Genomic DNA, 15,877 nt, shown 5'->3' on the forward strand with positions numbered 1-15,877 from the left:
TTTCATAGTAAATTTTTGTAAACAAATAGGATTCAACCCACAGAAAAATACGGAAAACCGTAAAGTGGATTTAGGTCGTGTGAATTCTTTTTATTTGACTATCATTTAAAAAATTCTCATTTTTAATGAATGAGAATTTTCTAAATATCTAAGATGTCCGATTATTGCGAAAGCATTTCCCCAATTTTTTCCGCCACTTTATCAGCATTTGGAAGCATTTCTTTTTCTAAAATTAAATTAATAGGAACTGCTGGTAAATTCAAGGAACCCATCGCTTCAACCGGCGCGTCTAATTGTTGGAAACAGTTTTTAGAAATTCGGTGTGCAAAGGCTTCTGCGAAAGAATTATTGAGTTGTTCCTCAGTTAAAACCAGACATTTTCCATGCAGTTTTGTTCGCTCGAAAACCAGTTTTTCATCCAAAGGAATTAAAGTTCGCAAGTCGATAATTTCGACTTGCCCAGCAAAACTTTTTGCGGCTTCTTTTGCCCAATAAACGCCCATTCCGTAAGTGACGATGAGCATGGTTCTTCCTTTTTCTGTTTCGGTTTGATCTGCTTCTAACAGGATATTTCCTTTTCCGAAAGGCAAGATGTAATCTTCCGACGGTTCGATGGTTTTCGCCTCTTCGGTTCCCGGAACCTTGCTCCAGTACAAACCTTTATGCTCCAACATTACGACAGGATTTGGATCATAGAACGCCGCCTTTAATAAACCTTTGAAATCGGCTGCATTGCTCGGATAAGCCACTTTAATTCCTTTAATATTGCATAAAATACTTTCCACGCTTCCGCTGTGATACGGTCCGCCACCGCCGTAAGCGCCGATCGGAACACGAATGATATTGCTCACCGGGAATTTTCCGTTGCTTAAATAACACGATTTCGAAACTTCGGTAATCAACTGATTGATTCCGGGATAAATATAATCGGCGAACTGAACTTCCACAATCGGTTTCAAACCAACTGCGCTCATTCCGACCGTAGAACCGATGATATAGGCTTCCTGAATCGGGGTATTAAAAACTCTTTTGTTCCCGAATTTTTTTCCTAAAGTCACCGTTTCCCGGAAAACTCCACCAATTCTTTCACCAACATCCTGTCCGTAAAGCAACGCTTCGGGATGTTTCCACATGATTTCCTGAATGGCGTGAATGGCGGCATCGACCATCACAATTTTCTCCTGACCTTGTGGTTCTCTTTCACCAACTTCTTCCGTAATCGGCGTAGGAGCGAATACGTGATTTTCTACGGTTTCAGCTTTTGGATCTTCTGCATCAATGGCTTTCTGGAATGCCTGTTCAACTTCTAACCGGGCTTTTTTTTCTATTTGTTTTAAAAAATCTTCATCGGTTCCTTCTTCCAATAACCGTTTTCTCAAAAGATTCCCCGGATCTTTAGCCCTATGTTTTGCTAAATCTTCTTCATCACGATAGAATTCTCTGCGAACTCCTGAAGTGTGATGTCCGATGAGCACGGTACTTGCGCAGACCAACATCGGTTTTCTTTCAGTCCGAACAAAATCGACTGCTTTTTCCATAGCTGAAAAACTCGCCTCGAAATCAGTTCCGTCAACTTTCATTCTATTTAAACCAACAAATCCGGCAGCGAAATCATATGCATCGGAAGTTCTGGCTTCTTCTTTGGTCACCGAAATTCCCCATTCATTATCCTGAACTAAAAATATAATCGGCAATTGATGAAGTGCGGCAAACTGAAAAGCTTCGGAAACTTCGCCTTCTGTAATAGAATTATCACCGAAACTGCAGACAACAACCGGATTGTTTTCGTATTCCTTTAATTTAAATTCCTGAATATATTTGATTCCTTGTGCAACTCCTGTGGTAGGGATCGCCTGCATGCCGGTGGCGGAACTTTGATGGATGATTTTCGGAAGGTTTTCTTCCCGACTTGATGGATGCGAATAATAAGAACGTCCGCCAGAAAATGGATCATCTGATTTCGCCAACAATTGCAACATCAATTGGTAAGGTTCAAAACCAATTCCTAAAAGTAGACTTTCGTCGCGATAATAGGGCGAAACCCAGTCTTCTTTGGTAAGTTGATAAGCAGTGGCAAGCTGAATGGCTTCGTGACCGCGGGAAGTAGAGTGCACGTATTTGCAGATATTTCTGTTTTCTTCGTAAACATCGGCAGTTGCTTTGGCAATCATCATGTGCCGGAATGCTTTCAGTAAAATCTCTTGAGAAACTTTTTGTTTTGTATCAATTTCCATAGTGAACAAAGATAAAAATTTTAATGGAAGGTGAAAAATATTAAATTTTAAAGCATCTCTTTGTACGGGCTTTATTTTCATTTAAATTAAAAATAATGTAAAATGAGCAGTTTATTTCAACTGTTTCTGTCAGATATTACACTTATTATAAATGATCGTTTTTTATTCCATAAATGTCTAAGTTAAAAATAGAGAAATAAGTTCTATTTTCGAAAATAGCAACTTTTTTTTAAAGAAATTTTAGCCTAATTTTACCAAAATTCTTCTTCTACATGTTTTTAATCTTCGATACTGAAACCACCGGTTTACCTAAAAATTTTAACGCTCCGATTACCGATTCCGACAACTGGCCGAGAATGGTACAGATTGCGTGGCAACTTCATGACAAAGAAGGTAATTTGCTTGAAAATCAGGATTATATCATTAAACCTGAAGGTTATGATATTCCGTTCTCCTCTCAAAGAATTCACGGGATTTCTACAAAGATGGCGACTGAGGAAGGTCGTGATTTGAATGAAGTTTTACTGGAATTTAAAGAAGCTTTAAAGAAAGCAGAAGTCGTTATCGGACATAATATTATTTTCGATTATAATATTGTGGGTGCTGAGTTTTTCAGAAAAGAAATCGATAATAATTTACAGGAAATTCCGTCCGCAGACACCATGAAGTTGGGAACTGATTATTGTCAGTTAGGTGGCGGAAAAAGTGGAAGATATAAATCGCCAAAACTTACAGAATTATACGAAAAGCTGTACGATGAAAAATTTGATGAAGCGCACAATGCCGCAGCCGACGTAAATGCAACAGCGCAAGTGTTCTTTGAAATGATGCGGATTGGGATCATTCCGGCTGAAACTTTGAAACTCGAAAGTTCAGAATTACAGCATTATATTAATAATAATCCGGTTGCCATCCGACCATTTCCGATTGTTATCAGAAGACAGGTTGCGGATTCGAAAAAGAAGAAAAAAACTACTTTTAATAATACGGATGAGATTGAAATCGGAAGTTATTTTAATTTCCACAATCACAGTATTTATTCGTCACTTCAGGCGTCATCGCATATTCATGAATTGATAAAAAGAGCACTGGATAATAATTTCCCCGCTGTTGGTATCGTTGATTTAGGGAATATGATGGGCGCGTTTAAATTTATTTCTGAAGTTGAAAAAACCAATGGTAATATTAAAAAAACGTATCAGGACTATTTAGATAAAAAGCAAAAAGCGGAAGAAGATGGAACTGTATTTACTGATGCGGAACCTCGGAAAAATCCTTTAATTCCAATTGTTGGATGTGAGTTTTATCTTTCAGACCGTCCGGATCAGAAGCAGTTTACCAAAGATGATCCCGACCGGCGAACGAATATGGTATTGTTGGCGAAAAACTTTAATGGTTATAAAAACCTGGCAAAACTCTCGAGTTTGGGTTATATCAACGGTTTCTATTTTGGTGTTCCACGGATTTCTAAAAAGATGATTGCGGAATTGAAAGAAGATTTAATTGCGGTAACTGCCGGAACAATGGGAGATATTCCTAATGCAATTTTAGAATTTGGTGAACAGAAAGGAGAGGAGATTTTTCAATGGTGGAAAAATACCTTTGGTGATGATTTTTATGTACAGCTTCAAAACCATGAAATTGAAGAAGAACATTATTTAAATGATGTTCTATTAACATTTGCGGAGAAATATGAAGTCAAAATTTTAGCTCAAAACGAAACCTTTTACACCGAAAAATCAGAGGCACATATTCAGGATATTTTATACTGTATTAAAGATGGTGAAAAATTATCTTCGCCTGTTGGGAAAGGTTTTGGTAAGAGAAGAGGCTTGCCTTCTCATGAATTTTATATTAAACAAACAGAGGAAATCAAACAGAGTTTCCGGGAATTTCCAGATGCTTTCGAAGCTTATGATGAGTTGGTGGCCAAATTTGAACCTTATACTTTAAAGCGCGACGTATTGCTTCCAGAATTTGATATTCCTGAAATATTTCTAAGTGACGAAGATAAGGTTGATGGCGGAAAAAGAGGAGAAAATGCTTATTTAAGACATTTAACCTATGAAGGTGCCGAAAAAAGATATGAAGAAATCACCGATGAAATAAGGGAAAGGCTGGATTTCGAATTAGAAGTTATTGCGAAAACCGGTTATCCGGGATACTTTTTGATTGTACAGGATTTCTGTAATGAAGCCCGGAAAATGGGCGTTTGGGTTGGTCCGGGACGTGGTTCTGCTGCCGGTTCTGCGGTTGCATATTGCACCGGAATTACCAATGTGGATCCCATTAAATATGACTTGCTATTTGAGCGTTTTCTTAATCCTGAAAGGGTTTCGATGCCCGATATCGATATCGATTTTGATGATGAAGGCCGTGATAAAATCATCAAATGGGTGGTTGAAAAATATGGTAAAAGTAATGTTGCCCAAATTATCACTTATTCTGTTTTGGGAGGGAAATCTGCGATAAAAGATGCGGGAAGGGTTTTAGATCTGCCGATTTTTGAGACCAATAATATTGCGAAATTAATCCCGCCATCACCGGGAATGAATATTGCAAAAGCATTTGCCAAATTTGAAAAACTCGCTCCAGAAGATAAAGCTTTGGCGCAGGAAATGAAAGATATTTTGGCGAATCCAAAAGATGAACGTTACGAAGTTCTTTCTGCTGCCCAGAAAATGGAAGGTTGTATTCGAAATACCGGAATCCATGCCTGTGGAGTGATTATTACGCCGGAAGATATTACGAATTTGGTACCGATTACGATTGCGGCAAAAGATGCAGATATTTTGGTTTCGCAGTTTGATAACTCGGTGGCGGAAAGTGCCGGTTTGCTGAAAATGGACTTTTTGGGATTGCGGACTTTAACCATCATTAAACACGCCATTAAACTCATTAAAGAAAAACACGGGATTGACATTGATCCTGATACTATTCCTCTGGATGATGCGAAAACTTATCAGTTATTTAAAGAGGGAAGAACAGTTGGGATTTTCCAGTATGAAAGTCCGGGAATGCAAAAATATATGCGGGAACTGAAACCGACGGAATTTGCAGATTTAATTGCCATGAATGCTTTGTACCGGCCGGGTCCAATCAAATATATCCCAACATTTATTAACAGGAAAAATGGCGTAGAAGAAACCGTGTATGATTTGGAAGAGACCAAAGAGTATCTGGAAGAAACCTACGGAATTACGGTTTATCAGGAACAGGTAATGTTGCTTTCTCAGAAACTGGCCAATTTTACCAAAGGTGAAGCCGATACTTTGCGTAAAGCGATGGGGAAAAAACAAAGAGATGTTCTGGATAAAATGTACCCAAAATTTCTGGAAGGTGGAAAAATCAATAACCTCGATGAAACCAAACTCAATAAAATCTGGAAAGACTGGGAAGCCTTTGCTGAATATGCTTTCAACAAATCCCACTCTACCTGTTATGCTTTAATTGCCTATCAAACCGCTTATCTGAAAGCCAATTATCCGGCAGAGTATATGGCGAGTGTGATGTCGAATAATATTAACAATACCAAACAAATCACTTTATTTATGGAGGATTGTAAAAGTATTGGTGTTGATGTTTTGGGTCCTGATGTGAATGAATCCCAATACGCTTTTGCCGTCAATGAGAAAGGCCAGATCCGGTTTGGACTGGGAGCGATTAAAGGGATTGGCGAAGGTCCGAGTGAAGCAATTGTTGCAGCGAGAAAAGAGGAACGGTATAAGAATATCTATGATTTCTTTGAAAAAATCCCTTCTTCACAAATGAATAAAAGAGTCGCGGAAAGTCTGGTGATTGCCGGCGCTTTTGATGAAGTTGACCGCTATCACCGTGCCCAGTATTTCGACATCGATACTTCTGGAAAGACTAATATTGAAAGATTATTACGATATGGTTACAGTTTTCAGGACAGTAAAAATGAGATCGAAAATTCCCTGTTTGCAGATTTCGCCGATGAGGTAAAAATAGAACAGCCCAAAATAAATCCTGCACCAGAATGGCAAAACATGCATAAACTCAATAAAGAAAAAGAAATTATCGGCTTCTATCTTTCTGCGCATCCTTTGGACGAGTATAAATATCAGTTCCAGTTTTTGCAGGGAGCTTTGAGCAAGAAAGAAATTTTAGAAGGTAAAAAAGATGAAACTTTAGAACTCGAAAAAGTGATCTTACCGATTGAAGTTTCAGAGATTGACGATTCAGACGACGATTTGGTAGATCTCTCTGCTGAAATCTTAGATGGTGAAGAGGATGCTTTGATTGAAGAGCCCACTAAAATAGTAGAGCCCCGGGGGAATTTTAATTTTTTAAATTTAGATGAAATTGAAAATTTTAAAAATACAGTTTTTGCCAATCAACCGGATTTATTTAATAATGATAAATTAAACTGGAAGGAAAAACAAGCTCTAAAAAACAATACGCCGGAGTATATGGTCGCCGGTTTGATAACAGAATACAGTATCCGCGATGGGAGAAACAGCGGTGAAAAAGTAGCTTTTCTGTTGTTGGAAGACTACAGTGGAAGTTATTCTTTCCGTTTAGGAGACCGGGATTATATGAAATTCAGAGACAAAATCGATGTCCAACGATTTATTATTTTTAAAATTAAATTTTCACAAGCAAATGATGGGCGGGTTTTCGTGAATGTTTCAGAGGTTATTGACCTTAAAGAAGCATTTGAAAAGTTTGCAAAGAAAATGACCGTTGTAGTTGATGTGAATGATTTGCGAAAAGAAGATATCGAATTTTTCAAAAATCAATTTGATGAGCATCAAGGCGAGCAAAAACTTAATTTCTTTATTAAAAATCCCGAAGATGAAAGTCAAATTGAACTCATGAGCATGCAAACCATGATTCACGTTAATGGAGATTTACTCGAAGTATTTAATGAAACTCAAAAATATCAGATTTTTCTAAATTAGATTAATTTTTTAAGTTCACACAATAATTCTTATTTTAAAATGAAATTATATTAGCTAAAAAACAATATAAATAGAAAATTAATCGTAAACAACATTTGTTTTTATCGACAGCTAATATTGAGGTTTACACAAAGTGTGCTCGTTTTAATTTTTGTTTTGATAAATATAATACGGTTGCGTTATTAATAATCTCTATTACTTTGGTATTATTAGGTTTTAATCAAAATTAGTATTAATTTCGTATAAAACATAAATGCCATGAAAAATAAAATAATTATTTACAATCTTCAAAGATTGTATTTGGAGTGTACGGATTGTTTTCTAGACCGACACGGTATTACAAAAAGATATATTATCGAAGGTGTTGTAGATTTCGATCAGCTTGAAAAACACATCCTTGAAAAAGACTGTATCCTTATTATAAATACTTTAGGATTAGGCCTTACAGATGTTAATGAAAGTATTGATCACTTTCTTCAGTTAAACCCAACGCTTAAAATAATAATTCATTCTGCCAATGCTGAAGTTCGATCCATTAAAAAGTTTTTTGATAAAGGGATAAAATGTTATTTTGGTCGGGACACGAGTAGTACGGAATTTCTGGAGGGCATGTCTCAGGTGATTGACGGAAAAATTTTTGTAAGTGATGATGCAAAAAGTGCACTTTTAAATTTCATCTGCAATATTGATGAAGAAGACGAAAAAAAGCACAACTTAGCCGAAGAACTTACTGCCAGAGAAAAAGATGTTCTGATTTTAATATGTGAAGGGTTGCGCTCTAAAGAAATTGCAGAAAAACTATTCATCAGTGCCCATACGGTAGAGTCACACCGAAGAAATATGATGCTTAAGTTCAACCTCAACAGTTCTTCTAAATTAATGAAATTTGCCTTAGAGAATAAATTGGTTGTTTTTTAATTACAAATATTAGAATGGAAAAAGCAGATCTTATGGATCTGCTTCTTACTTTAAAAAATTAAGGATGAGTTCATGAATTTGTTTTAAAATCTTACTCCCAGTCAGGCATTTCTGCAGTGCTGAATAATAATGTTCGGGACGATCCATTATTCAGTAGATTCAGTGGCATTTTATAGATACTTTTTTCAGAGATCCCATCATTAGAAGTGTTCATAAAAATAATTTCAGCATCATTAGGTGAAAATCTAGGATCTAAATCATTTGAGCCAACAGGTTTTTCACTTGAAAGAGAAATATCCGTTAAAACACTGGTTGTCAAATTATAAAGGAAAATATGTGAATCCAGTTGTCTGTGATTTGGATTTTCGTATCCAGAGATATCTCTTGTGAAAATAAGTTTATCACCGGCAATAGAGAAATTCAGTCCCCCCGCGGCACCTGTCTGTCCGGTTAGAACGGTCTGCAGAATATTTCCCAATGGATCGATAATGAAAATTTTGGCATTGTAGCCATTGATATCATTTGTCTTTAAAGCTATTTTTGATCCGTCAATACTCCAATCGCATTCGGTAATAAAATTTCCATCTGTTGTGGTATAAACTAAAGTTAATCCGCTACCGTCTTTATTAATTTTATACAGTTTATTAAAACTTGGATACAGCAGTTCACTTCCGTTGGTACTCCAACTGAAATCTAAATCTTCATAATTATATCCTAATACCGGTTGAGTAGTAGTTACCTGTTTCAAATTAGAACCATCTTTTTTGGCGGTAAAAATTTGGGTGGTTCCGGCAACAGTTCGCAGGAATGCAACTAAGCCAGCATCATTATTCAACTTAGGCCTCCAGCTGTTCACAGAATTTGGAGTAAACTGAAAATTCTGACCAGCTTCATTACTGGAAACTATATAATAATTAGAACCTGCTTTTTTCACGTAATGAAATCTATTGTTCGGGGTATCTGAAACTTTAAATTGTTGAATTGCACTATAAACTGGAGTATTCACGGTATCATCTGCCACGACTTGCCAGAAATAAGTAACTCCAAAAATTAAATTATCTAAAACATAATTTTTAACTTTAATATTTTCTTTTTCAAAAACGATATTGTTTAAACTGTTTTTTACAATAATTTTAAATTTTAACTTTAATGAATCCCCGGGATCAGGATCAGTGCAGCTCCAGGTAAGGTTTACCGATGTAGGTTGATCCACTGACTGATCCGCTGGAGTTAATAAAATTGGGACTGAAGGTGGCGAGTTTAAAGAATTATCATCTGACATTTCAAAAACTACACTTATCCCATCTTGTGTTTTTACGTTCACTCCTTGAAATGTAGATAAATAACCGGTGAGTTCTGCTTTTAAAGAATAATCTCCTAACGGGACATTGTCTAATATAAATGTGCCGTCTGTTTTAGTAAAAACAGTTTGAGTAGTCGGAGACGTATATATTTTCACATTAGCCAGCGGAGTATTGGTTCCTTTTTTAACTACTTTTCCCGTTATTATGCCTGTTGATACTTTCCCTACTAATTCTTCTCTACAGGAAACGCAGAAAAGAAAAAGGAGAGATCCTAATAAAGAATATAAGAGCGTTTTCATGGTTTTATTTTTTTTGTATTGAGTTTCTTAGCCTGATCAAAATAAAAATTAATTCCAACACCGATATGGAAGGCCTGATCTTTTCGTTTACCATTGATAAACTCATCCCAAGTATCATCAAATCCCATATCGTATTGAGCGTTGAGCCTAAAAGCGAGATTGTTTCCCAGCAAATACTCTAGGCCACCACCAAATTGATATTTTAAGAAATTCTTGCCATTAAACATCGATCCAAGACCTGCATAGGCATAAGGGGAAAAGCTAAACTTTGGCAGTAGAAGATATTCAAGATTGAGATCAGTGTACATAAAATTATTTTTTACGATTCCCTTATTTTCTAACTTTTCAAAACCGACGCTCACTTCGGCATTCACATGATCATTAAAAAAATATTTGAATCCCGCTTTTCCGCCTATATTCATTTTAGCATCGGTATAATCACCTTTGATAATATCACCATTGGCCAATAGCAATACGGATGCCCGCGACCTTTCTTTATCAGAAAACTTATTACCGACTAACTGATGTGTGTTTTGTTCTTTTTCTGTATGATATTTTTGAAGAAGATCTTTTAATTCTTTTTCATGAACCTTTTCTATTCGAAACGTTCCGTCTTCAACACTTTCTAAAATTAAAGTATAAACCGCTTTCTCTATAGCCTGAGTAACCGCTAAACTTACAGGCTCATTTTGGGTAAAGCCCATTTCAGCCTCTAGAATTCGGTCTGTGTCAATATACCGGAAAAAGCTTCCGTTGACCGTAGTCGATAGAATGTTTTTGGAAGTATAAATAGTCTTAAGTATTTCACCCGTCATGCTCGAGACCACGCGCAGATAAACCGTCACGCGGTCTTGCCGGTACTGAGTTCCGCCACCGACTCCAAAATAACGCGCACCCATTCCACCCGTCATTACATTGGTATCATAGGAAACTATTCCTCCTTCTAAGAGGATTCCAGCGTAGAGTAGTGGTGGCAGTTGGTCGCTGATAATCGTTTTTCCGTCGGTTGCCACTTCATATTCTTTTCTGGTAGATCTGATAATTTGTCGTTCATTTAAAAGATTTCCGATATTTTCTCTTTCAATGGGACGGAACCATTTAGAATCCTCTAAAGCTTTCAGTAAAATAGAAGTGGTTCCTTGTGGAATAGCGGTGCTCCAATTGCTGCCGTTTTCTGCCATTTTGTATTGACCGGTTTGGTCTTTGAATTTATAGACTCCAATGACAATTTTTTCTTCCGGTGCAGGTAATTCTTTGAGCTGTTTGGTATAGGGAGTCATCTCTCCCAATGTAGATTTATCTCCTTCGGCGGGCAGATTCATCATTGTACCACAGCTGTTTATTACGCCTAGCAAGAAGAGCAGGAGTAAAATTTTGATTGTTAATAAAGTTTTCATGATATTAATTCTTAGTTCGGGATTATGATCTCTGACTGCTCACCTGTTGATGTATTTAAAATTCTTACTATTAATCCTTTATCAGACTGTGTAACTTGTATGTACATTGAACCGAAAGTATAATTTCCCGGTTTTAGATTTCCATCTCCGAATTGATTTCCGAAGAGTTTTTGAGACAGTTGACTCAATAACTGCCGATTGAGACTTTCAGTGAAACTATCAAGCGAGCTCAGTGAATTAAAAGCTGAAGTATCACCTTTGAATTGATTTTGGGAAGAAGCTGAACTTAAAAGCCATTGGTAATTAAAAGTGTCGCCACCAAAAGCCGGATTGACTGGTTTGTAAACAAATTGTTGGGCACCCACAAAACTCAATCCTAAAACGAAATATAAAATAAGTGTTTTCATTGCATTGTTTTTTTTAATTAATAAATGAAGCCTTTGTCTGACACCTGGCGATCCTGTTCGAATTGTATCAGATTACCGATAGTTTCTTTTACTGCATCATTGATATAATCTTCATCTGGACGTGCCATAAACGTGAGCACATTTTCATCATCAGCAAAAACCTGAAGCATCATATTTGTTCCAGTTGATGGGAATTCTGCAATACGAACTCTAAAACTAAATTTGATATCGTTCAGCATTAGAACAGAAAAGAGTTTGGTGTAAAAATCCTCACCAACTCTGGTTTTGGTATCGTTAATAACCAAATTACTCAACATCACATTCTCTTCGTTGGATGTTTTTTCGTAGGCTACAGAATTTTTTAAACTTTTAGAATTCATTTCCAAACTGTCTTTTGCAATAACTTTCGCGGTTTTTTCATCTTTAATAAAAAGATAAACTTTCAAGGCGTCATCTTTATTGACATTAATAGAGATTTCCGAAAGAACTCTGGTTTCTTTCGGAAGAAGGGTAAATTTATTTTCTTGTTTTGAAGAGGACATATTTTTCCCTTTATCTTTTTTCACAGCAAGAAAGATATAATTAAGGGATTGGAAAACTTCACTTTGATTTTGAGCGACTGCTTTTAGATTGAGTACTCCTTCAATATCATGAGTTTCAATTTTTGCAATAACTTTACCGGAGTCCTGTGCGTTTGAATTAATTCCAAGTAGCAAGAGGAAAATAAGACTGATACTTTTACTAATATTTTTCATCCTTTTATTTTATATTAATAATGTCGTACAAAAATCATTTTATCGTTTGTTTTTAGATTAATCTGCATCTCTTTCGAATTACTGTTGTTTCCTGTAACATCGATATAATTGTTATTGCCTTCAACATTTACTTTCTGTTTGTTTTCTAAATGAGGATTGGTGTTGGTCATTAAAGTGGTATTAAAATCACCCGTTTGCCGAATCATTAAATCACTTCTTTTACTTTTATCATAAATCATAGCATTGTTGTTATTTCCTATTTGCGTAACTGATGCCTTCGTAGAGAATTCAGAAACATTGGTTCTGGGCGCATCGATTATATTTAAAACATTTAAACTGCTGATGTTTTTAAAATCAATGCTCTGTGCACCCATCAAAAAACTGCAGAGAATCGTGAGGATTAAGAGTGTGTTTTTCATGATTTTATTATTTTCTGGATAAAAGGGAGAAGCCATTAAATAACTTCTCCCAAAGGATGAATTAATATCAGGTCGTTAGGTTTAATGACAACCAACGGTTCCTTTTGGACAATTTGTTGACGGCAGGTTTACATTACTGCAGCAACTGTAACTACTGTTAGTATCCTGCACAACAGTAATGGTATTATCACATCCAATTTGGTAATCTTTTGTATAATGACCATTACCAGTTTGTGTTTGGCTAATAGTATTTCTGTTACCAACTTGTGTAGCATATGCCTTATTGGAATCTCCTTTTTGAACTTGATAGATTTTATCAGTGTAACCTGTTTGCTTTGCATCAGCAAAATTATTGTATCCATCTTGATTTTGATCAATCAGATTTAATAAACCTCCATTTTGCCATGCATGAGCTTCATTTTTCTCTCCCTTTTGAGTTTGAATAATGGTGTTTAAAAAACCGTTTTGCCATGCGTAAGCTTTATTGCCTTTAGCGGCATGGCCAGGACTACCTTGATTTTGTTTTACGGTATTAAGCTCACCATATTGTTTTGATTCTTCATAATTACCTGTGCCATATTGGTTTTGTACCGCTGTATTAAGCTCACCACATTGCATTGCATAGACAGAGTTACGATTGTTGACCGAACCTTTACCATTTTGCATCTGGGTTACTGAATTATATTTACCATACTGTTCTGTTTTAGACATATTCCAATCACCTACTTGTGTTGTTTTATTACTGTTATTCATTTGGAACGTAAAGAAAGGTTTTCCATGCTGGTCTACAGTTGAAAAGTTATTATCTCCCGTTTGGTCAATTGTGTTGTAATTCTTTTGACCGTGTTGCCCAACAGTTGCATGGTTGGAATTTCCGTATTGGTTAGTTTCATCATGGTTGCTTTGTGCAAAACCGATGGTAACTGCCATAAGTGCGTATGCACTTGCTAGTAATTTTTTCATGATTAAAAATTTTTGGTTAGTTTGTGATACAAATGTATATCGATTCTGAAGCGAAAAAACCACCGATAAAAATGAAATTTCCTAATTGGATGAAAACGATGAAGAACACAGTTAATACACCTATATAAAAATGAGGTATTTACGCAATCGTGCTATAGAAAACCTATAAATGAAAAAAGTTAAAATTTCTTAAATAGGGCTGCAGATGACTTTCCCACGTCATATTCACAATTAAATGATGATCGCAGAGAAAATTAAAAACTAGGAAACTATTTTTGTTTTCTAGTTTTCTTTCTTATATTTGCAAACTTATTATGGAAGAGGATACAATTTTTTTAACAAAAGTTTCACAGTTGTTTCTTGAAAACGGTGCAAAAACTTTGACAATGGATGATATTGCGAAAGCTTTCGGGATCTCCAAAAAGACTTTATATGTTAAATATAAAAACAAGGAAGAACTCATCGAAGAGGTGCTTCACTTTAAACTTGAAGAAATTATCACCCGGTTAAAATATCTGGATCAAACGATTGAAAACGCGATTGAAAGGATGTTTTGCAGGGATGAGGAAATGGATAATGTTGCAGATGCCAACAATACCATCCTTATTAAACAATTGATCAAGTACTACCCGGCAATCTTCAATAAACACATGATTGAATTTTCAGATAAATTCGCCGAAGTTCTGGTTCACAATATCGAAAAAGGAAGGGAACAGGGATTATACCGAACTAATTTTGATGCAGAAGTGTATTCTAAATTATTTTTTCAATTGCTCATGTCTATGCAAAACCCTCTTTATGTGGACCCTGCTACAATCAATAAAGCTCATTATAAACATGAAATTATGAGTATGTACATGAACGCCATCACTAATGAAAAAGGAAAAGAAATTTTAAATAAAATAAAATATTAATATGAAGAAAGTAGCACTAAGCCTCCTTTTCTGTGGCGGATTAATCTTCGGGCAGGAAGTAAGAATTCTTACTTTGCCGGAAGCCATTTCTTATGCTCTGCAAAATAAAGCTGATGCCAAGAAAGCCCAGTTAGATATCCGAAAAGGTGAGGCACAAATTGCTCAGGTAAAATCAAGCGCATATCCCAATATTTCAATCGGCAGTAATACTTCTTATAATCCATTACTGCAAGAAACTGTTTTGCCTGGTGATGTATTTGGTGAACCCGGAAAGCAGATAAAAGTAGCCTTTGGGCAAAAATGGACTTCCAGCAATAACATTCAGCTTTCACAAGTGCTTTTTAATCAGTCTGTTTTTACGGGTTTGAAAGCGGCAAAAACAACCCGCGAATTTTATATCATTAATAAAGAACTTACAGAAGAACAAATTATTGAAAAGGTAGCACATGCTTATTACCAAGTTTATCAAAGTGAACAAATGTTATTGAATGCTGAAAACAATCTTCAGATCACAGACCAAACCATTAAAATTATCAAAGGGCTATATGATGCCGGTCTTGCAAGAAAAATAGATTATGACAGAACGGTTGTTGCAAAAAATAACATCATTGCGACTACACAGCAATTAGCAAATTCGGTACAACTGAGCGAAAACGCGCTTAAATTTATGATTGGAATGCCGATGGCAGAGAAAATTGAGTTGCCCAATCAAACTTTTGATCCTGCCATTTTACCGGATAGTGATCCAGGAAATTTTGAAGACAGAGCAGAACTTCGTCTTGCAAGTAAACAGTTAGAACTTTTGGAATGGCAAAAAAAAGCATCTGAAGCAGAGTATTACCCAACGGTAGGACTTATCGCAAACTATGGCTTTGTCGGTCAGGGAAGTAAATTTCCTTTGTGGAATGGTTCAAAAAATGGAGTGTATTGGTCAGATTTAGCTTCAATAGGATTACAGATCAACATTCCTATTTTTAATGGGTTTGCTACAAAATCAAAGGTTCAGCTTAATGAAATCGACATTGAAAAAGCACAAACAGATTTTAATGAGACCAAATTAGGTTTGGATTTAGCACATTCTAATGCAATCACCTTGTTGACAAATAATATGACAACCATAAATATGCAGTTAGAAAACGTGAAACTTGCCGATGAGGTATTATCGAACACCAGATCAAATTATCAATACGGTTTGGCAACACTCAGCGATATTTTAGATGCTGAAAAAGACCTTACTCAATCCAAGAATAATCTCACACAAGCGAAACTGGATTATAAACTTGCAGAAATAGAATTGCTAAAATCGCAGGGAAAACTTAATACATTAAAAGAAATAAACTAA

At 35.9% G+C, this 15,877-nt stretch carries 11 protein-coding genes; 4 read left to right on the forward strand and 7 right to left on the reverse strand.

The annotated features are described in order from the left end of the window. Positions 1-161: 161 nt before the first annotated feature. On the reverse strand, positions 162-2,234 hold the full coding sequence (locus QGN23_RS02515) for an alpha-ketoacid dehydrogenase subunit alpha/beta (RefSeq protein WP_282905462.1): 2,073 nt from the start codon (positions 2,232-2,234) through the stop codon (positions 162-164). A 272-nt stretch (positions 2,235-2,506) separates the two neighbouring features. Between QGN23_RS02515 and dnaE the strand changes: the two genes are divergently transcribed. Continuing rightward, positions 2,507-7,159: a DNA polymerase III subunit alpha gene (gene dnaE, locus QGN23_RS02520; protein WP_282905463.1), complete on the forward strand. Its 4,653-nt coding sequence runs from the start codon at positions 2,507-2,509 to the stop codon at positions 7,157-7,159. A 258-nt stretch (positions 7,160-7,417) separates the two neighbouring features. After that, positions 7,418-8,077 (forward strand): response regulator transcription factor, encoded by a 660-nt coding sequence (locus QGN23_RS02525; RefSeq protein ID WP_282905464.1) that lies wholly within the window; start codon positions 7,418-7,420, stop codon positions 8,075-8,077. Positions 8,078-8,168: 91 nt separating this feature from the next. Here QGN23_RS02525 and QGN23_RS02530 read toward each other — a convergent pair whose 3' ends face one another. The 6 genes from QGN23_RS02530 to QGN23_RS02555 all read right to left on the reverse strand — a co-directional run bounded on the left by QGN23_RS02530 (position 8,169) and on the right by QGN23_RS02555 (position 13,621). Then, a complete protein-coding gene (locus QGN23_RS02530) occupies positions 8,169-9,680 on the reverse strand; it encodes a carboxypeptidase-like regulatory domain-containing protein (protein WP_282905465.1) in 1,512 nt (503 codons plus the stop codon). Then, positions 9,677-11,005 carry a CsgG/HfaB family protein gene (locus QGN23_RS02535; RefSeq protein ID WP_282905466.1) on the reverse strand — a complete coding sequence of 443 codons (1,329 nt, stop codon included), beginning with the start codon at positions 11,003-11,005 and terminating at the stop codon, positions 9,677-9,679. Before QGN23_RS02535 ends, QGN23_RS02530 begins: the two co-directional genes overlap by 4 nt. 83 nt (positions 11,006-11,088) lie before the next feature. Beyond that, complete coding sequence (locus QGN23_RS02540) at positions 11,089-11,484, reverse strand: curli production assembly/transport component CsgF (RefSeq protein WP_282905467.1); 396 nt, start codon at positions 11,482-11,484, stop codon at positions 11,089-11,091. 17 nt (positions 11,485-11,501) lie between these two features. Continuing rightward, positions 11,502-12,239 carry a CsgE family curli-type amyloid fiber assembly protein gene (locus tag QGN23_RS02545; RefSeq protein ID WP_282905468.1) on the reverse strand — a complete coding sequence of 246 codons (738 nt, stop codon included), beginning with the start codon at positions 12,237-12,239 and terminating at the stop codon, positions 11,502-11,504. Positions 12,240-12,253: 14 nt separating this feature from the next. Next, the gene (locus QGN23_RS02550; RefSeq protein WP_282905469.1) at positions 12,254-12,658 is read right to left on the reverse strand and encodes a hypothetical protein; all 405 of its coding nucleotides are present in this window, start codon (positions 12,656-12,658) and stop codon (positions 12,254-12,256) included. Positions 12,659-12,739: 81 nt separating this feature from the next. Then, a complete protein-coding gene (locus tag QGN23_RS02555; protein ID WP_282905470.1) occupies positions 12,740-13,621 on the reverse strand; it encodes a hypothetical protein in 882 nt (293 codons plus the stop codon). 314 nt (positions 13,622-13,935) lie between these two features. Between QGN23_RS02555 and QGN23_RS02560 the strand changes: the two genes are divergently transcribed. Together QGN23_RS02560 and QGN23_RS02565 are read left to right on the forward strand one after the other, a co-directional pair. Further along, a complete protein-coding gene (locus QGN23_RS02560) occupies positions 13,936-14,535 on the forward strand; it encodes a TetR/AcrR family transcriptional regulator (RefSeq protein ID WP_282905471.1) in 600 nt (199 codons plus the stop codon). Position 14,536: 1 nt separating this feature from the next. Next, positions 14,537-15,877, forward strand: a complete 1,341-nt coding sequence (locus tag QGN23_RS02565) for a TolC family protein (RefSeq protein WP_282905472.1) — start codon at positions 14,537-14,539, stop codon at positions 15,875-15,877.

This window comes from Chryseobacterium gotjawalense (assembly GCF_030012525.1).
GTDB lineage: Bacteria > Bacteroidota > Bacteroidia > Flavobacteriales > Weeksellaceae > Kaistella > Kaistella gotjawalense.